Source organism: Herbaspirillum seropedicae (assembly GCF_001040945.1).
Taxonomy (GTDB): domain Bacteria; phylum Pseudomonadota; class Gammaproteobacteria; order Burkholderiales; family Burkholderiaceae_D; genus Herbaspirillum; species Herbaspirillum seropedicae.
This window is the reverse complement of record NZ_CP011930.1, coordinates 2,355,468-2,378,661: the sequence shown is the minus strand read 5'-3', so window position 1 is coordinate 2,378,661 and position 23,194 is coordinate 2,355,468. Positions and strand designations below refer to the sequence as shown.

General features: G+C 64.4%; 19 protein-coding genes. 5 read left to right on the top strand and 14 right to left on the bottom strand.

Annotated features, from left to right (window positions below):
- Positions 1 to 16 precede the first annotated feature (16 nt).
- Positions 17 to 2,248, top strand: coding sequence for an FUSC family membrane protein (locus ACP92_RS10525; protein WP_013234095.1), 2,232 nt, complete (start codon positions 17 to 19; stop codon positions 2,246 to 2,248).
- A gap of 40 nt (positions 2,249 to 2,288) precedes the next feature.
- On the opposite strand, the gene rraA is transcribed toward ACP92_RS10525, so the two are convergent.
- From rraA to ACP92_RS10500, 5 genes are all read right to left on the bottom strand, one after another.
- Positions 2,289 to 2,780 carry a ribonuclease E activity regulator RraA gene (gene rraA, locus ACP92_RS10520; protein ID WP_013234094.1) on the bottom strand — a complete coding sequence of 164 codons (492 nt, stop codon included), beginning with the start codon at positions 2,778 to 2,780 and terminating at the stop codon, positions 2,289 to 2,291.
- Between the two features lie 32 nt (positions 2,781 to 2,812).
- Positions 2,813 to 4,483, bottom strand: coding sequence for a diguanylate cyclase (locus tag ACP92_RS10515; RefSeq protein WP_244273918.1), 1,671 nt, complete (start codon positions 4,481 to 4,483; stop codon positions 2,813 to 2,815).
- Between the two features lie 539 nt (positions 4,484 to 5,022).
- Positions 5,023 to 7,608, bottom strand: coding sequence for an ATP-dependent chaperone ClpB (gene clpB, locus ACP92_RS10510; protein ID WP_013234092.1), 2,586 nt, complete (start codon positions 7,606 to 7,608; stop codon positions 5,023 to 5,025).
- A 105-nt stretch (positions 7,609 to 7,713) separates the two neighbouring features.
- Positions 7,714 to 8,088: a fluoride efflux transporter CrcB gene (gene crcB / locus ACP92_RS10505; RefSeq protein WP_013234091.1), complete on the bottom strand. Its 375-nt coding sequence runs from the start codon at positions 8,086 to 8,088 to the stop codon at positions 7,714 to 7,716.
- Positions 8,089 to 8,107: 19 nt separating this feature from the next.
- Positions 8,108 to 9,088 carry a LysR family transcriptional regulator gene (locus ACP92_RS10500; RefSeq protein WP_041310608.1) on the bottom strand — a complete coding sequence of 327 codons (981 nt, stop codon included), beginning with the start codon at positions 9,086 to 9,088 and terminating at the stop codon, positions 8,108 to 8,110.
- A gap of 211 nt (positions 9,089 to 9,299) precedes the next feature.
- On the opposite strand from ACP92_RS10500, the gene ACP92_RS10495 reads away from it, so the two are divergent.
- The 4 genes from ACP92_RS10495 (at position 9,300) to ACP92_RS10480 (ending at position 14,194) form a co-directional block, all read left to right on the top strand.
- Positions 9,300 to 10,763 (top strand): efflux transporter outer membrane subunit, encoded by a 1,464-nt coding sequence (locus tag ACP92_RS10495; protein ID WP_013234089.1) that lies wholly within the window; start codon positions 9,300 to 9,302, stop codon positions 10,761 to 10,763.
- Positions 10,760 to 12,964, top strand: coding sequence for an FUSC family protein (locus tag ACP92_RS10490; RefSeq protein ID WP_013234088.1), 2,205 nt, complete (start codon positions 10,760 to 10,762; stop codon positions 12,962 to 12,964). The genes ACP92_RS10495 and ACP92_RS10490 overlap by 4 nt, the downstream gene beginning before the upstream one ends.
- A complete protein-coding gene (locus tag ACP92_RS10485; protein ID WP_041310605.1) occupies positions 12,954 to 13,154 on the top strand; it encodes a DUF1656 domain-containing protein in 201 nt (66 codons plus the stop codon). Before ACP92_RS10490 ends, ACP92_RS10485 begins: the two co-directional genes overlap by 11 nt.
- A 65-nt stretch (positions 13,155 to 13,219) precedes the next feature.
- Positions 13,220 to 14,194, top strand: a complete 975-nt coding sequence (locus tag ACP92_RS10480; RefSeq protein ID WP_013234087.1) for an efflux RND transporter periplasmic adaptor subunit — start codon at positions 13,220 to 13,222, stop codon at positions 14,192 to 14,194.
- A gap of 54 nt (positions 14,195 to 14,248) precedes the next feature.
- Here the strand turns inward: ACP92_RS10480 and ACP92_RS10475 are convergent, their stop codons facing one another.
- From ACP92_RS10475 to thrC, 9 genes are all read right to left on the bottom strand, one after another.
- A complete protein-coding gene (locus ACP92_RS10475; RefSeq protein WP_013234086.1) occupies positions 14,249 to 14,536 on the bottom strand; it encodes a helix-turn-helix transcriptional regulator in 288 nt (95 codons plus the stop codon).
- Positions 14,537 to 15,826 carry a type II toxin-antitoxin system HipA family toxin gene (locus ACP92_RS10470; RefSeq protein WP_013234085.1) on the bottom strand — a complete coding sequence of 430 codons (1,290 nt, stop codon included), beginning with the start codon at positions 15,824 to 15,826 and terminating at the stop codon, positions 14,537 to 14,539.
- 76 nt (positions 15,827 to 15,902) lie between these two features.
- Positions 15,903 to 17,249, bottom strand: a complete 1,347-nt coding sequence (locus ACP92_RS10465) for an Nramp family divalent metal transporter (RefSeq protein ID WP_013234084.1) — start codon at positions 17,247 to 17,249, stop codon at positions 15,903 to 15,905.
- Between the two features lie 64 nt (positions 17,250 to 17,313).
- Entirely contained in the window at positions 17,314 to 17,766 is a 453-nt protein-coding gene (gene moaE, locus ACP92_RS10460) for a molybdopterin synthase catalytic subunit MoaE (RefSeq protein ID WP_013234083.1), read from the bottom strand.
- A gap of 68 nt (positions 17,767 to 17,834) precedes the next feature.
- Positions 17,835 to 19,205 carry a GntT/GntP/DsdX family permease gene (locus ACP92_RS10455; protein ID WP_013234082.1) on the bottom strand — a complete coding sequence of 457 codons (1,371 nt, stop codon included), beginning with the start codon at positions 19,203 to 19,205 and terminating at the stop codon, positions 17,835 to 17,837.
- Positions 19,206 to 19,336: 131 nt separating this feature from the next.
- Positions 19,337 to 19,990, bottom strand: a complete 654-nt coding sequence (locus ACP92_RS10450) for a class I SAM-dependent methyltransferase (RefSeq protein WP_013234081.1) — start codon at positions 19,988 to 19,990, stop codon at positions 19,337 to 19,339.
- Between the two features lies 1 nt (position 19,991).
- On the bottom strand, positions 19,992 to 20,249 hold the full coding sequence (moaD, locus tag ACP92_RS10445) for a molybdopterin converting factor subunit 1 (RefSeq protein WP_013234080.1): 258 nt from the start codon (positions 20,247 to 20,249) through the stop codon (positions 19,992 to 19,994).
- Positions 20,250 to 20,267: 18 nt separating this feature from the next.
- Entirely contained in the window at positions 20,268 to 21,485 is a 1,218-nt protein-coding gene (locus ACP92_RS10440) for a molybdopterin molybdotransferase MoeA (protein ID WP_435528679.1), read from the bottom strand.
- Positions 21,486 to 21,701: 216 nt separating this feature from the next.
- Positions 21,702 to 23,162: a threonine synthase gene (gene thrC / locus ACP92_RS10435; protein ID WP_013234078.1), complete on the bottom strand. Its 1,461-nt coding sequence runs from the start codon at positions 23,160 to 23,162 to the stop codon at positions 21,702 to 21,704.
- Positions 23,163 to 23,194: the final 32 nt, after the last annotated feature.

Here is a 23,194-nt window from a genome sequence, read left to right as displayed (position 1 = left end):
ACGCCGAACCGTCTTCATGCATTACGCCCTGGACATCCGCACTTTCCTTTTCAGTCATTATTTCTATACAGGAGTGCGGATCGCAATCGGGGTGGTCGGCCTGACCCTGCTGGTGTTCAACGTGGCCGACATGCCCACCACGATGACGGTGTTCCTCGGTGCACTCTGCACCAGCCTGATGGACCTGCCCAGCCCGCTGCGCCACAAGTTCAACGAGATGCTGGCGGGCGTCTTGCTCTGTACCGTGGTCATGCTGCTCATCAGCCTGTGCGCGCCCATCCCCTGGCTGGTCAGCGCCATGATGGTGGTGGTGAGCTTCTTTGCCAGCATGATGGTGGTCTATGGCAAGAAGACCATGCCGCTGCAGTTCGCCGCGCTCATGGTGATGACCCTGTCCATGGAAAACCAGGTGCCCATTGCCGACGCCTTCCTGCACGCAGCCCTGTTCCTGGGCGGCGGGCTGGGCTACCTGGCCTATTCCATGGCGGTGTCGTGGTTCCTGCGCCGGCGCATCAAGCAGCAGGTGCTGGCCGAGGCGCTCTTCGAACTGGCGCGCTATCTGCGCATCAAGGCCGAGTTCTATGACGTCAGGCATGACCTGGCGGGCCAGTTCAACCAGCTGGTGCGCCAGCAGATCGTGGTAGCCGACAAGCAGCAGGCCTCGCGCGACCTGATCCTGCGTGATCTCTATACCAAACAGGACGGTCTGCTGGTGCAGGTGCACCTGTCCATGCTGGAGCTCTACGAGCAGGTACTCTCCACCCATGCCGACTACGCCTTCCTGCGCCAGCACTTCGGCGACGCCGATGTGATGGTGTTCCTGCGCGACCTGGCCAACAAGGCCGCCCAGGATATCGAATCGATCGCCTACGCCATCACCCGCAACAAGGCTTCCGAGCCCACCGTGAACTACAAGGCCGAGCTGCGCGCGGTGCAGTTCGAGATGCACGAACTGGCCCAGCCCGGCCCGCGCCAGGCCTCCGAAGAAGCACTGACCATCCTGCGGGTGACCTATAACAAGATCCGCGACATCATCGAACTGATCAGCCAGGTCCACCAGGCCACGCAGAACCCGGTCGATCCCATCCCCATCCTGCCGGGCTCGGACATGACTCCGTTCCTGACCCAACAGAAGTTCAAGTTCAACATGCTGCTGGTGAACCTGCGCTGGCAGTCGCCGATCTTCCGTTTCGCCATCCGGGTGGCGCTGGCAGTGACCACGGGCCTGTGGATCGCCAACCAGTTGCCCTACATGTCGCACGGCTACTGGATCGTGCTGACCATCGTCATCATCCTCAAGCCCAATTTCAGCGCCACCAAGCAGCGCATGGCCGACCGCCTCATCGGCACCGTCATCGGCTGCCTGATCACCATGCTGATCCTGCGCTTCGTCCACAATCCGCTGGGCCAGCTGGCCGTGCTGTTCGCCGCCAGCGTGGCCGCGCCCGCCTTCACCTACATCAAGTACCGCTACACCGCCATTGCCGCCTCGGTGCAGATCCTGATGCTGCTGAACCTGCTGGTGCCTGCCGGTCATCAGGGCGTCATTGGCGAGCGCCTCATCGACACCATCATCGGCGTGGTCATCGCCACGGTCTTTTCCTATGTGCTGCCGGCCTGGGAATACCGTGACCTGCCCAAGCTGCTGCGCAACGTACTCAAGTCCAGCCAGCGCTACCTGACGGCCAGCCGCGACATGCTCGAGGGCAAGGTGCAGGACGACTTCTTCTATCGGGTCTGCCGCAAGGGCTTCATGGACAGCCTGGCGGCGCTCATCTCGGCGCTGGTGCGGATGATGGACGAACCGGCTACCAAGCAGCGCGCGGTGCGCGAGCTGAACCGCTTCATCGTGCAGAATTACCTGGTGGCGGCCCACATTGCGGCGCTGCGCCTGATGCTGCGCCGGCATCAGGAAAACCTGCCGCAAGCCCAGGTCAGCCGCCTGATCGAGGAAACCTACCTGGAAGCCAGCCAACATCTGGCCGAAGCCCAGCGCCTGCTGGCGCCCCAGCCGAGAAAGCGCGGCGGCGCCGTGACGGTCTCGCCGCAAGCGCCGCAAGACAAGGCGCTGTCAGGCAAGATCGAACTGATCGGCCCGCTGCCGCCCGAACCCGTGCCGGCCGAAGCCAGCGCCTGGTCCGGCTGGGACAACCTACGCCGGCGCACCAGCCTGCTGAACCAGGATCTCAAGGAAATCGTCGTGCAGACCGCGGCCATCGACCAGATCCTGCGCACCCGCAAAGACTGAGGCCCGCGCAAGGCGGGCCCCAGGGGAACACAGCGGCGGCTCAGAGCGCGCTGCGCGAGACTAGCACGCCATCGACATCGGCATAGATCCAGTCGCCCGGATAGACCGCCACACCGGCAATGCCCACCTTGATATCCGCATCCCCGGCGCCCTTGCGGAAGCTACGCTGGGGATGAGTGGCCAGGGCGCGGATGCCGACCTCGCAGGCATTGAGTTCAGCCGCATCGCGCACACAGCCATTGACCAGGATGCCGGCCCAGCCATTGTCCTGCGCCAGTTGCGCCAGGTTGCCGCCCACCAGGGCGCAGCGCAGGCTGCCGCCGCCGTCGACCACCAGTACATGACCCTGGCCCGGCGTCTCCAGCGTGGCGCGCACCAGCACATTGTCCTCGAACACCTTGAGCGTGCGGGCCGGGCCGCAGAAGGACTGCTTGCGGCCGAACGAGGCAAAGATCGGCGGCAACACGTGCAATGTGCCGGCGGCGAGCTTGTCTTCATGGGCGTCGCACAGGTCGCAGGTGGCGAAAGTCATGGGAACTCCTCCGTAGTCTGGGTAGGGACAGCCTATACCGACAGGATGCGATGCAGGCGCTTCTGGTCGAACATACGGGAATCGGCCACACGCAGCAAGGTTTCCACGTCCAGGCCGTCGTCCGGATAGAGCGAGACGCCGACCGAGGCATCGACCACATACTGCTGGCCCTCCCGTCCGGGGATAGGCTTGTTGACGGCGTGCCGGATCTTGTCGGCAATGCTGCGGGCCACTTCCATATCGCTCACCCCGTGCAGGTAGACCACGAACTCGTCGCCGCCGAAGCGGGCGACCGAATCATCATGGCGCAGGGTATGTTGCAGACGCTGGGCGATGGTCACCAGCACCTTGTCGCCTTCGTCATGGCCGTATTCGTCATTGACCGCCTTGAAGCGGTCCAGGTCAATGAACAGCAAGCCGAAATGCAAGGGACTGCCATCGACGCAGTTGCTGCGGCGGAAATCAATCTGGGCAATCAGCGAATCGCGGTTGAGCACATTGGTGAGGCGGTCGGTGCGCAGGTTGCGCTCCATCTCCACGAAGCTTTGCGCCAGCTGGCCGATCTCGTCATTGCGATTGATATTGAGATCCGGGAAAGGACTGCCATTGCCGATGCTCTTGGCCGCCTGGGTCAGCCTGCGGATGTCGCGCAAGACCCAGCGCAGCAACAGGAAGCCGATCACAAAGGTCAGGCACACCGCCATGAGACCCAGCATCAGCGTCTGGTAGACGCCGCTGGTGACCGAACCGAGGAAGTCCGAGCGCGGCGCCGCACTGATGGCCAGCCAGTCCAGTCCGGCGGCGTCATGGTGCAGCCGGAACGCCACTTCGATCTTGCCGCCTTCGGTGCGCGAACTCAGCAGCATGAGCTTACCGGACTGGGCGGGCTGGCGGGCCAGATAGCGGCGCACTTCCTCATAGGCCTGGCGCACCAGGGGCGAACTGCTCTGGCTGGCGTTGAGGCGGCGCAGGTCGGGGTCCTGGTCGCGGATCTGGTGCAGGGGCTCATTGACGGAATCGGCAATCATGTCGCCGTTGAGTTCGGTGACAAAGGCCACGCCATGCGCCCCCAGCGGCAGCGCGCGCAGCAGCGTGGTCAGACGCAACAGGCCGATACTGCTGTTGGCTACGCCGAGCAGCTTGCCGTCGGCGTCGAAGATGGGCTTGGAAAGGTTGATGCCCAGGTGCTTCTGGCGGTAGTCGGCATATACCGAAGACCAGGTCTCGCGCCCGCGTTGCACCGCCTGCACATACCAGGGGCGCTTGCGCGGTTCATATTCCTGGGCCGCCACCAGTTCCATGGGCGTACCGGGACCGCGCAGCTGGTACACGTAGTTCTTGCCATCGGGTTCGCGCACGCTGTAGGTGAACTGGCTACCCTCCTCCTGCTTGATGCCCAGGAAGCTGCCATCGGCGCCGCCGAAATAGACATAGCTGGGATCCTCGAACATCAGGTTGGCCAGCCAGAGCCGCTCTTCCAGCTCCTTGCTGTGAACCGGGAAAGGCAGCATGGCGGGAGGTTGCCCCGGGGCGGCAGTGCGCACGGCCGGCGGCGCCACCACATTCAGGCTTTCGCGCGCTCCCATGGTCTGACGGTCGATGGCCTGGCTGACACGGCCGATCAATTCGGTGAGGGCATTGCGGGCCAGCACCTCGGTGGCGTCGTCACCGGCGCGATAGAGGAACCACCCGATGGTCAGCACCAGGCAGACCATCAGGAAAACGAAAGGCAGGATGAATAGCCGCTGCAGGGACGATTGCTTCAGAATCGCCCCCGTTGGATATCAGTACCGATGTCGCTGCGAATTCCCGTTAAGACCATGTATTGTTTGCTCGAAGGCAATATTGTCACTATCTGGCGATGGCTGCCCACGCCTTGGCCTCGATTGACGGCGCGCCGGCATGCTCATCTGGCGCGTCCCCCGAAGAAAGTAAATCACATTAATCCTGCATTGTGCATAGATTTTTTGCACTTTTGCCAAAGAAATCCGTCGACTTGCCCCTTCAAGAGCCGCGCTGGGCGTGAAGAATGCAAATCCAGCCCTGCTGATTAGCAGTTGCACAAGTTTTCTGAACAGTTGTTCACTTGTCGTTTACAAAAGTGAGATTTTTGCCGTCCTGCAAAGAAAAAGGCAGCCGCATCTTCATGCGGCTGCCTTGATCGCCGCCCGCCTTGCCCTGAAGCAAAGGGGCGGGCCGGACGGGCTTATTTGCAGAAATACCTGCAGAACTACCTGCTGAATTACTTGCTGAAACTCAACTGGCCATGGTCCACGTCCACCCGCACCACATCCTTGGGACCGAACTTGCCTGCCAGGATCTGCTTGGACAGCGGGTTCTCGATCTCCTGCTGGATGGCGCGCTTGAGCGGACGAGCGCCATAGACCGGATCGAAACCAGCCTCGGCGATCTTCTGCAAACCGGCCTCGCTGATCTCCAGGCCGATCTCCAGCTTGGCCAGGCGTTGCTCCAGGATGCGCAGCTGGATCTTGGCGATGGCGCCGATGTTCTTGGCGTCCAGCGCGTGGAAGACCACGATCTCATCCACCCGGTTGATGAATTCCGGACGGAAGTGGGTGCGCACCTCGGCCATCACGGCCAGCTTCACCAGGGCCGGATCGCTGTCTTCCATGCTCTGGATCTTGTGCGAACCCAGGTTGGAAGTCATCACGATCACGGTGTTCTTGAAGTCCACGGTACGGCCCTGGCCATCGGTCATGCGGCCATCGTCCAGCACCTGCAGCAGCACGTTGAAGACATCCGGGTGGGCCTTCTCGATTTCGTCGAGCAGGATCACGCTGTAGGGCTTGCGACGCACCGCTTCGGTCAGGTAACCGCCCTCTTCATAGCCGACATAGCCCGGCGGCGCGCCGATCAGGCGGGCCACGGAATGCTTCTCCATGAATTCGCTCATGTCGATGCGGATCATGGCTTCCTCGGTATCGAAGAGATAGGAGGCCAGCGCCTTGCACAGCTCGGTCTTGCCCACCCCGGTGGGGCCCAGGAACATGAAGGAACCATAGGGCTTGCTGGGATCGCCCAGGCCGGCACGGGAACGGCGGATGGCGTCGGAGACGGCCACGATGGCTTCGTCCTGGCCGACCACGCGTTCATGCAGCACGTCTTCCATGTGCAGCAGTTTTTCGCGTTCGCCCTGCATCATCCGCGAGACCGGAATGCCAGTGGCGCGCGCGACGATCTCGGCGATTTCCTCAGCGCCCACCTGCGTGCGCACCAGCTTGGGCTTCTCGGTCTTGACGCCCGCCGCATCCTTCTTGTTCTGCACTTCCAGCGCGGCTTCCAGCTCGGCCAGCTTGCCGTACTTCAGTTCCGAGACCTTCTGCCAGTCGCTCTTGCGGGTGGCCTCTTCCATCTGCAGGCGCACCTTCTCGATTTCTTCCTTCAATTGCTGGCCGCCCTGGGCGCTCGACTTCTCGGCCTTCCAGATTTCTTCCAGGTCGGCGTATTCGCGCTCGAGCTTCTCGATTTCTTCCTCGATCAGCTGCAGGCGCTTCTGCGAGGCTTCGTCCTTCTCGCGCTTGACGGCTTCGCGCTCGATCTTCAACTGGATCAGGCGACGGTCGAGCTTGTCCATCACTTCCGGCTTGGAATCGATTTCGATCTTGATCTTGGAAGCCGCTTCGTCGATCAGGTCGATGGCCTTGTCCGGCAGGAAGCGGTCGGTGATATAGCGATGCGACAGCTCGGCCGCAGCCACGATGGCCGGGTCGGTGATGTCCACGCCGTGGTGCACCTCGTACTTTTCCTGCAGACCGCGCAGGATGGCGATGGTGGCTTCCACGCTGGGCTCATCCACCAGGATCTTCTGGAAGCGGCGTTCCAGCGCGGCATCTTTCTCGATGTACTGGCGGTATTCATCCAGGGTGGTGGCGCCCACGCAGTGCAGTTCGCCGCGCGCCAGGGCCGGCTTCAACATGTTGCCGGCGTCCATGGCGCCCTCGGCCTTGCCGGCGCCGACCATGGTATGCAACTCATCGATGAAGACGATGGTCTGGCCTTCGTCCTGGGCGATTTCCTTCAAGACCGCTTTCAGGCGTTCCTCGAATTCGCCGCGATACTTGGCGCCCGCCAGCAGGGCCGCCATGTCCAGCGACAGCACGCGCTTGGACTTGAGGCTGTCCGGCACTTCGCCATTGACGATGCGCTGGGCCAGGCCTTCGACGATGGCGGTCTTGCCCACGCCCGGCTCCCCGATCAGGACCGGGTTGTTCTTGCTGCGCCGTTGCAGCACCTGGATGGCGCGGCGGATTTCATCGTCGCGGCCGATCACCGGGTCGAGCTTGCCGGCGCGGGCACGCTCGGTCAGGTCCAGGGTGTATTTCTTCAGGGCTTCGCGCTGGCCTTCATCTTGCTGCGAGGACACGGACGCGCCACCGCGCACGGCGGTGATGGCCGCTTCCAGCGACTTGCGGGTCAGACCGTTTTCGCGCGCGGCGCGGCCGGCGTCGGACTTGTCGTCCACCAGGCCCAGCAGCACCATTTCGCTGGCGACGAACTGGTCGCCATGCTTTTGCGCTTCCTTGTCGGCCAGGTTCAGCAGGGCCACCAGCTCGCGGCCGACCTGCACTTCGCCGCCATTGCCGGAGACCTGCGGCAGGCGCTTGACGGCCGCCTGCAAGGCGGCAGACAGACCATTGACGTTCACGCCGGCGCGCTGCAGCAGCGAGCGAGCGCCGCCGTCCTCCTGGTTCAGCAGCGCCAGGATGAGGTGGACGGGTTCGATGTATTGATTGTCGTGGCCGACGGCCTGGGATTGCGCATCGGCCAGCGCTTCCTGCAATTTGGTGGTGAGTTTGTCGAGACGCATGGTTCGCTCCAATTTTTCAATAAGATGAAAGTTGGGCCTGCGCCTGCGATTTTCAAGCAATGATCGTGCCGTCTGTTTTGATCTGCATCAGGTCACGCGGAGTGCTCATCCAGCGAGGGCGCGATAGCTTGCAAACCCGGCAACACACAGCACGATGGAGCCCAGCAGATGCAAGCCGGAGTGGCCGATGGCCCAGAGGTAATCGCCCCGCTGCAACAGGATCATGGCTTCGGCCGAGAAGGTGGAGAAGGTGGTCAGCCCGCCCAGGAAACCGGTCACCGCAAAGAGCCGCCACTCCGGCGGCAGTCCCGGATGCTGCTCGAAATACGCCACCAGGAAACCGATCACGTAGGCGCCGATCCAGTTGGCCGCCAGCGTGCCCAGCGGCACGAAGTGGCCCGACACGTTCCACACCACCGAGATGCGCCAGCGCAGCCAGGCGCCCAAGGTCGCTCCCATCCCTACTGCCAGCCATCCCATGACATTCCCCCTTGATTGATCAGGCCTGCGGCCCGCTGCGTGTGGCCAGGCCCTGCATTTCCTCGCGCAGGCTGCCCAGGCGCTCCAGCGCCTGGTGGTCTTCCTGCAGGGTCCGGTCCACCGTTTCGTGCATCCAGTCTACCCAGGTGCTGATCTTGGCGTCCAGGTACTGACGGGAAGGATACAGTGCATACACGCCCATGTTCTGCAGGCGATGCTGGGGCAGCACGCGTACGATGGTGCCGGCGCGCAGCGCGTCCACGGCCGAATAGATCGGCAGCACGCCGATGCCCATGCCCTCGCGGATGGCGGTGAGCATGGCCTCGGCCACGTTGACCTGGAAATTGCTCTTGACGGCGACGACCGTCCCGCCTTCCGGCCCTTCCAGTATCCACTCATCCAGCGGCGAAATGGGGCTGACCAGTTGCAGGCAGGCATGGTTGAGCAGGTCGGCCGGCTGCTGGGGCGCACCGTATTTGTCCAGATAGGCGGGCGAGGCGCACAGCATGCTGAAGGTAGAGCCGAGCTGGCGGTAGATCAGGCCCGAATCCGGCAGTTCGCGCGCCAGCACCAGGGAGACGTCATAGCCTTCTTCCAGCATGTCGGGAATGCGCTGGGCCAAGGTCAGCTCGACCGCCACATCCGGATAGCGCTTGTGGTAGCCGGAGATCGACGGGATCACGTAGCGCTGGCCAAAGCTGGTCATGGCGTGGATGCGCAGGCGCCCGGAGGGCTTGACGTAGGCGGCGCTGGCCTCGGCCTCGGCTTCATCGACATAGGACATGATCTGCTGGCAACGCAGCAAATAACGTTCGCCCGCTTCGGTCAAGGCGATGCGGCGCGTGGTACGGTTCATCAGACGCGTGCGCAGATGGCGCTCCAGATCAGCCACGGCGCGCGAGACATGCGCGGTGGTCAAGCCCATCTGCTGGGCCGCCTGCGTAAAGCTGCCGGCCTCGACCACACGCGCGAAGACGCGCATGTTTTGCAGGGTATCCATCATTTTCCTTCACGGTACACGGGGGTACGGCGCGTAGACGGCTGCAGCAGCGATGCCGGGCGCACCTCCGGATGACAGCATTGTTACCCAGATCGGAGCAATCATTATTGCCACTTCTGAGATAAACAATTGCCAAATAGCAGATTTTTCCAAAAATAATTACAAAATAGAATACATATCTTCAGATATTTGCATATTTTCGGGTAATTCCATGACACGTATCGCATTCTCCAAGCTGCCCGTCCTGACCGTCATTGCGCTCTCGCTGACAATGGCCGGCTGCGCCGACCAGGGCGGCATCCAGCCGCAAGCCCAGGTCCGCGACGTGGCCGTGCTGGATGCCGGACAGGCCATCCGCCAGGCCGCCAGCGAAGCGGGCTGGCCACAGCGCGCCTGGTGGCAGGCCTATGGCGATGCGCAGCTGGATCAACTGGTGACCCGCGCCGTGGCCGGCAACCCCAGCATGGCGGTGGCCGCCGCCCGGGTGCGCCAGGCGCAGTCGATGGCCGTGGTGGCGCATGCCGGCGAATTGCCCAGCGCCCAGCTGGATGTGTCGGTAGGCCGCAAGGACTGGTCCGACAACGTCTATTACGGCGCTGCCTTCCGCAACAAGCTGACCTGGAACAACACCGCCACGCTGGGGCTGTCCTATAACGTCGACCTGTGGGACCGCAACAAGAACGCCACCCTGCGCGCCCAGGACGAAATGCACGCAGTGGCCGCGGACGCCCGCGCCGCCCAGCTGGACCTGGAAGGCAATGTGGTGCGCACCTACGTGCAACTGGCGCTGCAATATGGCCTGCTGGACAACACCGAAGCCCTGCTGAAGGAAGAACAGAAGATCCTCGATCTGGCCCATCGCCGCTTCAAGGGTGGCCTCGGCACGCAACTGGAAATTACCCAGGCCGAATCCCCCTTGCCCGAGACTCGCCGCCAGATCGAAGCCCTGCACGAAAACATCGCCCTCATCCGCAACCAGCTGGCCGCGCTGCTGGGCGCCGGCCCTGGCGCGGCCGATGGCGTCACGCGACCGGGCATGCAACTGCAGACCAGCCTGGGCCTGCCCAGCGCGCTGCCTGCCGACCTGGTGGGCCGCCGTCCTGACATCAGCGCCGCGCGCTGGCGCGTGGAAGCGGCTGCCAAGGGGATCTCGGTGGCCAAGGCGGCCTTCTATCCCAATATCAACCTGCTGGCCGGCATCGGCCCGGCGGCCGCTGGCGGCGGCCTGTTCTCCTTCCTCTCCGCACCCAACCTGCAGACCACCTACGGCCCGGCGATCTCGCTGCCGATCTTCGAGGGTGGGAGACTGCGCGGTCAACTGGGGGCGGCCAGCGCCGGTTATGACATCGAAGTGGAGCACTACAACGCCCTGCTCTCGCAGGCCCTCAAGGGCATCTCGGACCAGGTCGTGACCCTGCAGTCGGTAGCGCGCCAGCAAGAGCAGGCGCAGCAGTCGGTGCAAGCCGCGCAAAAGAACGTCGACATCGCCACCCGCGCCTACCAGCGCGGCCTGACCGACTATCTCAATGTCCTGCACGCGCAGACCCAATGGCTGCGCCAGCAGCAGATCGTGCAGCAGTTGCAGGCGCAGCGGCTGGCGGCCTATGCGGCCCTGCAGACCGCGCTGGGCGGCGGCATCGAGGAGGCCGCACCGGCCAAGGTGGCGGCACGATGAGCAACCCTGCCCTGCCCTTCAAGGCAAAGCTGCGCGAGGCCGCCGCCGACTGGTGGCGCAGCGATGCGCCGACCTGGGTCTATGTCTTCAAGATGGTCCTGGCCGGCCTGCTGGCGCTGGGCATCGGCTATGGCCTGGACCTGGAATCGCCGCGCTCGGCGCTCATCACGGTCTTCATCGTGATGCAGCCGCAAAGCGGCATGATCCTGGCCAAGAGCTTCTATCGCGTCATCGGCACCCTGGTGGGCTCCATGGCCATCGTGGTCTTCGTGGGCCTGTTTGCGCAGACGCCCGAGCTGTTCCTGCTGGCCTCGGCCCTGTGGATCGGACTGTGTACGGTAGGCTCGGCGCACAACCGCAATTTCCGCTCCTATGGCTTCGTGCTGTCGGGCTATACGGTCGCGCTCATCGGCCTGCCGGCGGCGCTGCATCCGGCCATCACCTTTGATTCGGTGATGACGCGGGTCACCGAGATCATGGTCGGCATCGTCTGCGTCGGCCTGGTCAGCGCGCTGGTGTTTCCGCAGGCCAGCGCCCCGGGATTGGTGCGCATCATCCGTGGCCGCTTCACCGCCTTCGTCGACCTGATCAGCGCCACCCTGGGCGGCAGCGCCGATCGCAAGCAGCTCGAAGCCACCAATGCCCGCTTCGTGGGCGACATCATCGGCCTGGAAGCCATGCGCAGCGCGGCCATCTTCGAAGACCCCGAAGTGCGCCTGCGCAGCGGCCGGCTGACCCGCATGAACAGCGAGTTCATGGCCCTGTCCACCCGCATGCACGCGCTGCACCAGCTGATGAACCGTCTGCACGCCAACCCGGCTGCCAGCGCACAGGTGGTCATCGACGCCATCTCGCCCTACTTCCGCGAAGTGCAACCCCTGCTCACCCGCGCCAGCGGCGAGCCGGTCATGAGCGCACTGGATGCCGCCGACGCCGCCCTGAAGCTGGACGCCTACAAGCGCGAACTGCCGCGCCGTGTGCGCGCCACCCGCAGCACGCTGGCCGGGCAATGCCAGAGCGACAGCGCCATGCTGGACTTCGATACGGCCTCCGAACTGCTCTATCGCGTCATCGAGGAACTGCACGCCTACACCCTCACCTATGCGTCGATGACCCAACGCCACCATGAGCGCGAGCAATGGGAGCATTCCTATGCGCCCAAGACCAGCATGACCACCGCCCTCATCGCCGGCGCCCGCGCGGCCGTCGTGATGCTGTGCCTGGCCGGCTTCTGGATCGCCAGCGGCTGGCCCAGCGGCGACGTGGCCGTACTCAACGCCGCCGCCTTCTGCGCCATCACCTCGGCCGCGCCCGATCCCGCCAAGGCCACCCGCACGGTCGCCATCGGCGTGCTCTTCGCCGCCGTGGCCGGCTACGTCTACACCTTCCACATCCTGCCGCGCCTGGATGGCTACTGGATGCTGGCCAGCGCGCTCATGCCGGTGCTGATGCTGGCGGTCTACCTGACCACCAAGCCCAAGTGGGCCGGCTATGGCCTGGGGATCTGTATCTTCTTCCCCTTCCTGGCGGTGCCCGACAACTTTGCGCATTTCAACGCAGCCGGCTATCTGAACGAATCGGTGGCCCTGGTGGTGTCGCTGCTGGTCACCGCCGTGGCCTTCATGGTGCTGCTGCCGCCCACCACCGACTGGACCGTGCGAGTGCTGGAAAAGCAGTTGCGCAAGCAGGTGGTCGACGCCTGTTTCGGCAAGCTGGCCCATCTCGCGCTGAAGTTCGAGAGCGGCACCCGCGACCTGATGCACCAGATCACGATGTTCACCACCAGCCGCCCGCTGCTGCGCCAGAAGGCGCTGGGCTGGATGTTCGCCACCCTGGAAGTAGGTCACGCCATCATCGAGCTGCGCAACGAGCTGCATGGCATCCGCACCGAGGCACCGGATCTGCTGCCGGCCTCCGCCTATGCCGCCCTGAACCGCCTGCGCGAAGCCATCCCGGCGCTGTTCGCGCAGCCCTCGGCAACGACCCTGGCCAGCGCCCTGGCGGCCAATGACGCCACCATCGCCGAGGTCCAGACCGCCATCGGCCCGCATTACCGCGAACGCAGCGAACGCCATCGCCTGCAACGCACCTTGAGCTATCTGCATTTCATCCGTACCGCCCTGCTCGATGAACAATCACCGCTGCACACCATGCGCGCCGGGGCGACCAACAACACAACGGGAGAGCGCCATGCCACGTGAGATTTCCTTCTTCGACGCCTATATTCCGACCGTCCTGCTGCTGGCGGTGGTGGCTGCCGTGCTGGCCATGCTGGCAGACCGGGTGCTGGTGCGCCTGGGCTTCTACGCGCTGACCTGGCATCCGGCGCTGTTCCGGGTCAGCCTGTTCGTCTGCCTGGCGGCCTTGCTGGGCCTGGCGGTGTATCGCTAGCCTGCGGGGCCCTTGCGCACCCATCCCTTACGAAAAGATAAAGCAACATTCAGGAGTAGTTCATCATGTCGGTCAAATCGATCTTCCGCGTTCTCATCACCACGGCCATCTTCCTGCTGGCCATCCTGCTGGCCTGGAGCCTGTGGCAGCACTACATGCATTCGCCCTGGACCCGCGACGGCCGCGTACGTGCCGAAGTGGTCAACATCGCTCCCGACGTCTCAGGCCAGGTCGTAGCCCTGCCGGTGCGCGACAACCAGCTGGTCAAGAAAGGCGACCTGCTCATGGAAATCGACCCGGCCCGCTACACGCTGGCGCTGCAGCAGGCAGAAGCCGCCGTCACCGCCCGCAAGGCCGAGCTGGACGTGCGCCGCGCTGAAGTGGAAGCCCGTCGCGCCGACCTGAACATGCGCCGCGCCCAGGCCCGCCGCCGTGCTGATGTCGATGCGCTGGTGGTCTCGCGCGAAGCCCGTGAAGACGCCGGCAGCCAGGTCACCGCCTCGCAAGCCCAACTGGAAGCCGCCCAGGCCCAGCTGCAAGGCGCCCAGGCGCAATACCAGGCCGCCCTGTCGCAGCGCGATACCGCCAGGCTGAACCTGGAGCGCACCAAGGTCTTCTCGCCGGTGGATGGCTACATCACCAACCTGAACGTGCGCCGTGGCGACTATGCGGCAGCCGGCGCGGCCAAGATCGCGGTGATCGACAGCCACTCCTTCTGGGTCTATGCCTACTTCGAAGAGACCAAGCTGCCGTTGTTGTCCATCGGCGACCGGGCCAGGATCCAGCTGATCAACGGCGCTTCCATGGAAGGCCACGTCGACAGCATCGCCCGCGGCATCTACGACCGCGACAATCCGCAAAGCCGCGAGTTGACTGCCGATGTGAACCCGACCTTCAACTGGGTGCGCCTGGCCCAGCGCATCCCGGTGCGCATCCAGCTCGACAAGGTGCCGGAGAACGTGCTGCTGGCCTCGGGGCTGACTTGCACGGTGGTGTTGGAACCGGGTAGCGGCAAGCAGCCGGCGGTGGCCAAGAACTGATGCTCTGAAGGATGAGATGGAGAAATGAGGCGACCTGGCAGCAGGTCGCCTTTTTCATGGGCGCTTGCGTACCACGGCGCCCACGCTCATGCCCACCGGCTTGAGCAGCTTGTCGGCGGTGGCCAGCGTAGGGCTGGATTCACCCCGTTCGATGTCTTGCAGCGTGCGGGCCGAGACGCCGCACAGCTTGGCGTATTCGGCGATGGTCAGGCGCAAGGTGGTGCGGATCTTGCGGACCACGGCCGGGACCGGCAAGGTCGGATGGGCCGCCAGCTCATCGAAGAGCGCGCGCCGCTCTTCCATTTGCTCGATGGCGCTCAGGGGCTTGAAGCGCTTGTCCATTCAGAGCGCCTCCAGCTGCGCCCGTACCTGCGCCACGGTGGCCGCCAACGGGTCAAGGAAGTTGGATTCGATTCCCAGGCTGCGGCCATAGTCCAACAGATCGGCCAATGGCAATGCCATCTCGCGCACGGCCGACTTCACCGGTCCCGGGTCGATCTGCGCTGCCTCGCATGCCTGCGCGATGGCGCTGGCCCATTGCGGGGAACCGCCGTCATCGCGCTCCCAGCGCATGCGGCGTGCAATACCGTCCGGATGCAGCCACATGGGCGCAAAGTCGAACAGTGGCGTCAGACCGACACGCCCCTGTGCATCGCGCCGGATCGCAGTGTTGCGGGCGTGATTGTCCTTGTTGCGCAGGACAATGTTGGCGATGTCGCGCTTCAGGTATTCGATGATCTCCGTCACCGGATCGGTGGCGACCTCCCCTAGCCGTGCACAGACGGCATTGTGGGTGGGCATGGCCGCAAAGCCGGTGACGCCGCACAGGGAGGCGATGCTTTCCTGCGCATGGCGTAGCACCTGCGTGCCCCGCACTTCACGGTCAAAACGGGGAATGAACAAGGCCTTGCCGTGCAGTTCCAGCGGCGCGTGGACGTGCAGGCCCAGACGAGCAGCCATCTGCATGTAGGGAGCCTCCAAGCGCAGAATGTCGGCCAGGTCGGGATCGGGCCCGCGCCCGAACTTGACGATGTAATGGCGTTCGGCCAGTTCATCGGGCAAGGCGTGGTCCAGGTAGAACAAGCCGTCACGGGCGCGGGTCAGCAGGATCTTGGGCCACTCGCCCTGTACCCCCGACGACCCCGCCAGGAACAGGCCGTGCTGCGCCAGATATTCGTTGAAGTCTTCCGAACGCGCAGCGATCTCTTCCATGGCGAAGCCACGCAACTGCGGCGCACTGCGCGCCTGCACCCATTCCCAGGCTTCCAGCACGCGGATATTGCCGATGGGGTTGCCCGCGCCGGCACACAGCAGCGGCCAATCGGCGCTGGCTTCGGTCCGTTCATCCAGACCCAGCTGCCGCAACAGCTCGGCGCGGCCATACCCCTGAGGCAAGAGGTCGATCAGGAAGGCCGGCCAGCGCGGTTCGCTCAGGTTGTCCAGCGCCACCGGCAGGTTCACCGACAAGGCAGCAGCATCCCGCCGGCCCAGGTAATCGATGGCATGTACGGTTTCATAGGCGAAGAAAGTCGATGCTGCCATGCCCTGCTCGACAGCTGCGGTCAGCGCCAAGCCGCCAGCCTGGCGCCAGGCACCGTCGATATGAACTTCAAGTGTGCAGGAGGTCTTCATATACACACCATACTATCATTATTACCGGCAAAATCCAGATCAATAATGATAGTTTGATGTGAAAGTAATGCAGGCGCTAGTCTGCAAACACCTGCCAGACCAGCCACACATTGGCCGCTGAAATGGCCGCGAACAGCACCCACGCCAAGCCGCTGACCCACCAGCGATTGACCAGATCGCCCATCAGATCGCGGCGGCTGGTCAGACGGATCAGCGGATACATGGCAAAGGGCAATTGCAGCGACAGGACCACCTGACTGGCCACCAGCAGCTTGCCCACCGAGTGCGGCCCCAGCGTGAGCACGCCGATCAGCGCCGGCACCAAAGCGAGTGCACGCGTGATGACGCGACGCTGCCAGCAGGGAATCTTCAGCTTGAGGAAGCCTTCCATGATGACCTGTCCGGCAATGGTGCCGGTGAAGGTCGAACTCTGCCCCGACGCAAACAGACCCACGCCAAAGAGGATGGCCGCCATGGCTGAGCCGGTGATGGGGTCCAGCAGGTGGTAGGCCTCATCCAGCTCGGCCACCTGGGTATTGCCGCTCTTGTGGAAGGCCGCAGCGGCCAGGATCAGGATGGTGGCGTTGATGACCATGGCGATCAAGAGCGACACCGTGGTATCGACCCGCGTATAGCGCACTGCCTCCAGCAACGACGCCGGATCGCGCTGCACGCTGCGGGTCTGGACGATGGAGGAATGCAGGTAGAGGTTGTGCGGCATCACGGTGGCGCCGATGATGCCGATGGCCAGGTACAGCGGCTCACGGCTGGAGATGGCCTGCAGGGAGGGAACGAAGCCCTGCATCACTTCGTGCCAGTCCGCCTTGACGAAGGCCAGTTGCGCCAGCAGACAGGCGGCGATGGTGATGACCAGCCCCAGTATGATGGCCTCGACCTGGCGGAATCCCCTGCCCTTCAAACCCAGCACGATCAGGGTATCGAGCGCAGTCAGCAACACCCCCACCGGCAACGACACGCCCAGCAGCAGATTGAAGGCCAGCGCACAGCCCAGCACCTCAGCCAGGTCGCAGGCGATGATAGAGAGTTCGGCCAGCACCCACATGCCCTTGCCCACCGCCGGCGGATAATGCTCGCGCGAATGCACCGCCAGGTCCTTGCCGGTAGCGATGCCCAGCCGGGCGCATAGGCATTGCAGCACGATGGCCGCCAGGCTGGAGAGCATCACCACGAACAGCAACTGGTAACCGAACTGCGCGCCGGCCTGGATGGAGGTGGCCCAGTTGCCGGGGTCCATGTAACCGATCGAGACCAGCAGCCCCGGGCCGACATAGATGCGCAGCTTCTGCCAGACCGACGCGCCACGCGGCACCTGGACCGTGCCGGCGACTTCGGAAGGACAGAACGGCGCCGTGGCCGTGGTGGGCAAACCCGGGATGCGGGGAAAACGGAAAGTGAATGGCAAGACGAGCTCCCCTTGTGTGCCGTTGATGGCGGTGCGCCCGATCAGCGTCCCGGGCGGCCGCGCCTTATTGTGACCACTTGGCCAGCGCAGTGTCGTCGCTCTCGCGGGCGTCGACCCAGCGCTCGCCTTGCGGCGTCTGCTCTTTCTTCCAGAACGGCGCCTGGGTCTTGAGGTAATCCATGATGAACTCGCAGGCCGCAAAGGCTTCGCCGCGATGGGGCGAGGTCACCGCCACCAGCACGATCTGCTCGCGCGGCAGCAAGGGGCCGACGCGATGGATCACCAGCGCATCGAAGATGGGCCAGCGCGCCTTGGCCTGCGCGACGATCTGCTCCAGGGCGCGTTCGGTCATGGCCGGGTAATGTTCCAGCTCCATCTCGGAAACCGCTGCCCCCTCGTTGAGATCGCGTACGGTCCCGACGAAACTGACCACCGCTCCGACCCGCGGATTGGACAGGCGCAACTGCGCCACTTCAGTGGAAAGATCGAAATCGGCAGTCTGGACGCGGACGGGCATGGCTGGTCAGAAAAAGAAATGCAGGCTGCGATTCTACCAGCGCAGGCCTGCCCGCGAGCAGGCCAGGATCAGACCAGCAGCCCCCATAGCACCAGCGTCATGCCCAGGCCGATCACCGACACCAGGGTCTGGATGACCGACCAGGTGGCCAGCGTCTGCTTCAGGTTCAGCCCGAAGTATTCCTTGACCATCCAGAAGCCGGCGTCATTGACGTGGCAGAAGAACACCGAACCCGCACCGATGGCCAGCGCCATCAAGGAATTGTGCGTGGCCGACAAACCCGCCACCAGGGGCGCGACGATGCCCGCAGTGGCCGTGGTGGCGACGGTGGCCGAACCGGTGGCCTGGCGCAGCGCCACGGCGATGATCCAGGCCAGCAGGATCAGCGGCATGTGGGTGCCATCGGCGATCTTGGTGATGGTGTCGCTGATGCCGGCTGACAGCAGGGTCTGCTTCAGGCCGCCACCGGCGCCGATGGTCAGCAGCAGGCCGGCGATCGGCGGCAAGGCGCGGCGCAGCGTCGCGCCGACCTCGAAGCGGCTGCTGCCCTGGCCCCAGCCCAGCACGACCACGGCGAAGAGCACCGTCACGGTCAGCGCGATGATGGGTTCGCCAAAGAAATTGAGCATCTCGAAGAGCTCGGTCTTGGGCGTGACCCAGATGCGCGCCACGGTGCGGCCCAGCATCAGCACCACCGGCAGCAGGATGGTCACCAGCGCCACCAGGAAGCTGGGTTGCGACTGCCCTTCACGTGCGCTGAACAGTTTGCCGATCTGGTCTGGCTCGGCCAGATTCAGGCGCGGCGCGATGAAGTTGCCATACAGGGGACCGGCGATGATCACCGCAGGAATGGCCACGATGAAGCCCAGCAGCATGGTCGTCCCCAGATCCGCATGCAAGGCCGAGACGGCGATCAGCGGGCCCGGATGCGGCGGCAGCAATGCGTGCAGGGTCGTCATGCCCGCCAGCGCCGGAATGGCCACGCGCATGATGGGCAGTTCCGAGCGGCGCGCCATGACGAAGATGATCGGCGCCATCATCACCAGCCCGACCTCGAAGAACAGCGGCAGACCCACCACCAGCGCCACCAGCGCCATCATCCAGGGGATGAAGCTGCCGCGCGCATAACGCAGCAGGGTGTTGACGATGCGGTCGGCCGCGCCGGATTCGGCCATGAGCGCACCCAGCATGGCGCCCAGGGCGATGATGATGCCGGCTTCGCCGAGCAGGCTGCCGGCGCCCTTGCTGAAGGCCTTGGCGATGTCTTCCAGCGGCAGGCCGGCGCCGATGCCAGCCACGAAGGTGCCGATGAGGATGGAGAGGAAAGGTGCGATGGACAGGAAACTGATCAGCACCACGATGGTGACCAGTGCGGTCAGCGTCACCAGCAGCAACTGGGTGTCCTGGGCCGCCCAGGCGGCCAGATGAGTCGAAATCAAGATGGTTCCTTCTTCAGGTGTGGATGAATGCGCATCGCTTCATTGAACGATGTCTTGTGCACCCCCTCCGCCGGCCTGTTTGGCGCAGGCCGTGTCTCCTCCCAAAGAATCCGGATTTCCGAATGTTTGGTTCAGCCCGCTTGGCGCGGGTCTTCCGTCTTTTGCCAGACGCTGGCCAGCCACGGCTGCTGCTCGCGCGGCAACCCGTCGGGGCGGTAATAATGCCGCAATTCAATGAATCCTGCTGGCTCCAGGTAACCGCGCCAGCCTTCCAGGCTATGCCAGACGCCATAGCGCGGACCGCTCCAGCCCTCCAGATCGCCACCCCGCGGATTGGAGCTGAAGAGGATGCCGCCGGGCTTGAGGCTGGCGCGCAATTGCCCCAGTACACGCGGCAGCTCCGCTGACGGCACATGGAACAAGGAGGCATTGGCGAAGATGCCGTCGAAGTGCTGCTGCGGCAGCTCCAGCTTCAGGAAATCCTGATGCAAGACCTCGCAACCGCTGGCCGCACGCGCCATCTCGACGAATTCGGCGGTACCGTCCAGGCCCACCGCCACATGACCGCGCCGGGTGAATTCGATCAGGTCGCGTCCAGGACCGCAGCCGAAGTCGAGGATCGTGAACGGTCCCTGTCCGGCAGCACCTGGCCTGGCGCTCAGGGCGTCCAGCAGCGCCGCCATGTTCTGACTGACGTCATGATCCCAGGTGCCCTCGCGAAAGCTTTCGGCATGGCTGCTGTAATGCTCCAGCGTAGCGGCGGCAGGATCGCGGCGGGTGCTCATCTCAGCCACCGGTGACGGGCGGGAAGAAGGCCACTTCGCCACCGTCGGCGATTTCGGTATCGGCCTCGGTCATCTCGTGGTCGTAGGCCATGCGCAGGTTCTTTTCCGGCCCCAGCACCTCGGCCCAGATGCCGCCCCGCCCCATCAGGAAGGCGCGCACGTCGCCCACCGTCTTCACGCTGGCCGGCAGCTCGATCACTTCTTGCGAGGTCTTGAGGGCTTCGCGCACGCTGGCGAAGAAACGCAGTTCGATTTTCATGGGATGTCCTTGATGAGTTCAGTTCAGCAGATGATCGAACGCCAGGAACTGCACCATGTCGCCAGCGGCGATGGTCTGTCCAGGCGGATTGTCGATCAGGCCGTCGGCCCAGGCGGTCGAGGTCAGCACAGCCGAACCCTGGCTGGGGAAAAGGTCCAGTCCGCCTTGCGCATTGCGACGCACGCGCAGGAATTCCTGGCGGCGGTCGGCGCGGGGCCAGTCGAAATCGGCGCGCAGGGCGACCGCCTGGGGCAGCACGGCCTCGCGGGGCAAACCTTGCAGGCGCAGCAGGAAGGGGCGCACAAACAGCAGGAAAGTAACGAAGGACGAGACCGGATTGCCCGGCAAGCCCATGAAGAAGGCTTCACCGGTGCCCTCCCCGCGCCGCACCTGGCCAAAGGCCAGCGGCTTGCCGGGCTTCATGGCGATCTGCCACATGTTGATGCGGCCTTCGGCTTCTACCGCCGGCTTTACATGGTCTTCCTCACCCACGGAGACGCCACCGCTGGTGATGATGAGGTCATGCTCGCGGGCGGCTTCGCGCAAGGTCTCGCGGGTGGCCTGCAGGCTGTCCGGGACGATGCCGAAGTCACTGACCTGGCAACCCAGTTTCTGCAACAGCCCACGCAGCAGGAAGCGGTTGGAATTGTAGATGCCGCCCGGCTTCAACGGCTGGCCCGGCATGGTCAGCTCGTCACCGGTGAAGAAGACCGCCACCCGCACGCGACGCAGCACCTGCAACTGTGCCTGGCCGATGGAGGCAGCCAGCCCCAGTTCCTGCGGGCGCAGGCGGGTACCAGCGGCGAGGATGGTGCTGCCCTGGCGGATATCTTCGCCGATGGTGCGCACCCATTCGCCCGCTGCGGGCACGTGGCGGATCACCACATGCTCGCCATCGGCCTCGCAGGCTTCCTGCATGACCACGGCGTCGGCGCCCGCCGGCATCATGGCGCCGGTGAAGATGCGGGCCGCCGTGCCGGGCTCCAGCGGCTGGCCGACGTGGCCGGCCGGGATGCGCTGGGAAACGCGCAGGCGCGCTTGGCCCGAGGCGCAATCGGCGGCGCGCACGGCATAGCCATCCATCTGCGAATTGTCCATCCCCGGCACGTCGATGGACGCCGTCACCGGCTCGGCGAGCACGCGCTCGCAGGCGTCCAGGGTATCGATGATCTCGCGCTGTGCGACCGGTACGGCCGCAGACAGCAGGGTCTCCAGCGCCTGGCTGACGCTTTGCATGGGCGCGCGTGCCGGCTTGGCCGAAGACGGGGGGGTGGAAGAATTGGGCGTGGAAGACATGGCAGGCCTGCGAAGAAGATCGGGCAACGGGTCAGCGTTGTTTTCTGGTCGATACAGCGACCCGACATTCTAATGCAATCGACGCCCTTGCGCGCCGCATGAAAAACGCCGCCCGGGCCAGTGGCGCGGGCGGCGTTGAACGCTCAGCCAGGCGGCTTACAGGCCGGTGTGCTGCGCCACGTAGGCCTTCACCCGCGCCGCATCGGCCGGCATCACTTCGAAGCGCTGGGGCAGCGCCTCGATGTTCTCGAAACCGGCCGGACGGTCGGCATCGCGGCCCAGGGCTTCGCGGATGGTTTCGTTGAACTTGGCCGGCAAGGCCGTTTCCAGCACGATCATGGTCACGCCCGGCGTGAGATGCTCGCGCGCCACCTTGATGCCGTCGGCGGTGTGGGTATCGACCGTGATGCCGTAGGTCTTTTCAGCGAAGCGGATGGTCTCCAGGCGGTCGGCGTGGGTGGACCTGCCCGAGGCAAAGCCATACTGGATCACGCTGGTGAATTCGTTGCCGTCGCTGCCGGCCTGGCCGCTCAGGTCGAAGCCGCCTGCGGTCTCGACCTTGTGGAACAGGTCCTTGACGCGGGCGCTGTCGCGGCCCAGCAGGTCATAGACGAAGCGCTCGAAGTTGGAGGCCTTGCTGATGTCCATGCTGGGGCTGCTGGTGTGGTAGGTCTCGGCCGACTTGCGCACGCGGTAGATGCCGGTGCGGAAGAATTCGTCGAGCACGTCGTTCTCGTTGGTGGCCACCACCAGCTTGTCGATGGGCAGGCCCATCATGCGGGCGATGTGGCCGGCGCAGATGTTGCCGAAGTTGCCCGAGGGGACGGTGAAGGACACCTTCTGTTCATTGCTGGTGGTCGCGGCCAGGTAGCCACGGAAGTAGTACACCACCTGGGCCACCACGCGCGCCCAATTGATCGAGTTGACGGTGCCGATCTTCTTGGCGGCCTTGTACTCCAGGTCGTTGGAGATGGCCTTGACGATGTCCTGGCAGTCATCGAAGACGCCTTCGATGGCCAGGTTGAAGATGTTGGGGTCTTGCAGGCTGAACATCTGCGCGGTCTGGAAGGCGCTCATCTTCTTGTGTGGCGACAGCATGAAGACGCGGATGCCCTTCTTGCCGCGCATGGCGTATTCAGCGGCGCTGCCGGTGTCGCCGGAGGTGGCGCCGACGATATTCAATTCCGCGCCCTGCTTGGCCAGCGCGTATTCGAACAGGTTGCCCAGCAGTTGCATGGCCATGTCCTTGAAGGCCAGCGTGGGGCCGTTGGACAGGCTCTGCAGCACCAGCTTCTTGCCACCCTGCTCTTCCAGCGTGCGCAGCGGCGTGATCTCGGCCGCATGTTCGCCGGCGCGGGTATTGCGATAGACGTCGGCGGTATAGGTCTTGTGCGCCAGCGCCTTGAGGTCGGCCTCGGGGATGTCGGTGGCGAACTTGCGCAGCACCTCGAAGGCCAGGTCGGCATAGGACAGCTTGCGCCACTGGTCCAGTTCGGCGCCGCTGACCTGGGGGTACTGCGCCGGCAGGTACAGGCCACCGTCCGGGGCCAGGCCACCCAGCAGGATTTCGGAGAAGGAAGGTGTTGCAGCGTGACCGCGGGTGGAGACGTATTGCATGTCGGTTGGATGCGCCGTAGGCGGCTGGAGCG

Excerpts from the sequence above, each read along its gene's own strand:
- ACP92_RS10525 (WP_013234095.1), top strand. The coding sequence starts at position 17 with ATGCATTACGCCCTGGACATCCGCACTTTCCTTTTCAGTCATTATTTC.
- rraA (WP_013234094.1), bottom strand. The coding sequence starts at position 2,780 with ATGACTTTCGCCACCTGCGACCTGTGCGACGCCCATGAAGACAAGCTC.
- clpB (WP_013234092.1), bottom strand. The coding sequence starts at position 7,608 with ATGCGTCTCGACAAACTCACCACCAAATTGCAGGAAGCGCTGGCCGAT.
- crcB (WP_013234091.1), bottom strand. The coding sequence starts at position 8,088 with ATGGGATGGCTGGCAGTAGGGATGGGAGCGACCTTGGGCGCCTGGCTG.
- ACP92_RS10500 (WP_041310608.1), bottom strand. The coding sequence starts at position 9,088 with ATGGATACCCTGCAAAACATGCGCGTCTTCGCGCGTGTGGTCGAGGCC.
- ACP92_RS10495 (WP_013234089.1), top strand. The coding sequence starts at position 9,300 with ATGACACGTATCGCATTCTCCAAGCTGCCCGTCCTGACCGTCATTGCG.
- ACP92_RS10490 (WP_013234088.1), top strand. The coding sequence starts at position 10,760 with ATGAGCAACCCTGCCCTGCCCTTCAAGGCAAAGCTGCGCGAGGCCGCC.
- ACP92_RS10485 (WP_041310605.1), top strand. The coding sequence starts at position 12,954 with ATGCCACGTGAGATTTCCTTCTTCGACGCCTATATTCCGACCGTCCTG.
- ACP92_RS10480 (WP_013234087.1), top strand. The coding sequence starts at position 13,220 with ATGTCGGTCAAATCGATCTTCCGCGTTCTCATCACCACGGCCATCTTC.
- ACP92_RS10475 (WP_013234086.1), bottom strand. The coding sequence starts at position 14,536 with ATGGACAAGCGCTTCAAGCCCCTGAGCGCCATCGAGCAAATGGAAGAG.
- ACP92_RS10470 (WP_013234085.1), bottom strand. The coding sequence starts at position 15,826 with ATGAAGACCTCCTGCACACTTGAAGTTCATATCGACGGTGCCTGGCGC.
- moaE (WP_013234083.1), bottom strand. The coding sequence starts at position 17,766 with ATGCCCGTCCGCGTCCAGACTGCCGATTTCGATCTTTCCACTGAAGTG.
- ACP92_RS10450 (WP_013234081.1), bottom strand. The coding sequence starts at position 19,990 with ATGAGCACCCGCCGCGATCCTGCCGCCGCTACGCTGGAGCATTACAGC.
- moaD (WP_013234080.1), bottom strand. The coding sequence starts at position 20,249 with ATGAAAATCGAACTGCGTTTCTTCGCCAGCGTGCGCGAAGCCCTCAAG.
- ACP92_RS10440 (WP_435528679.1), bottom strand. The coding sequence starts at position 21,485 with ATGCAAAGCGTCAGCCAGGCGCTGGAGACCCTGCTGTCTGCGGCCGTA.
- thrC (WP_013234078.1), bottom strand. The coding sequence starts at position 23,162 with ATGCAATACGTCTCCACCCGCGGTCACGCTGCAACACCTTCCTTCTCC.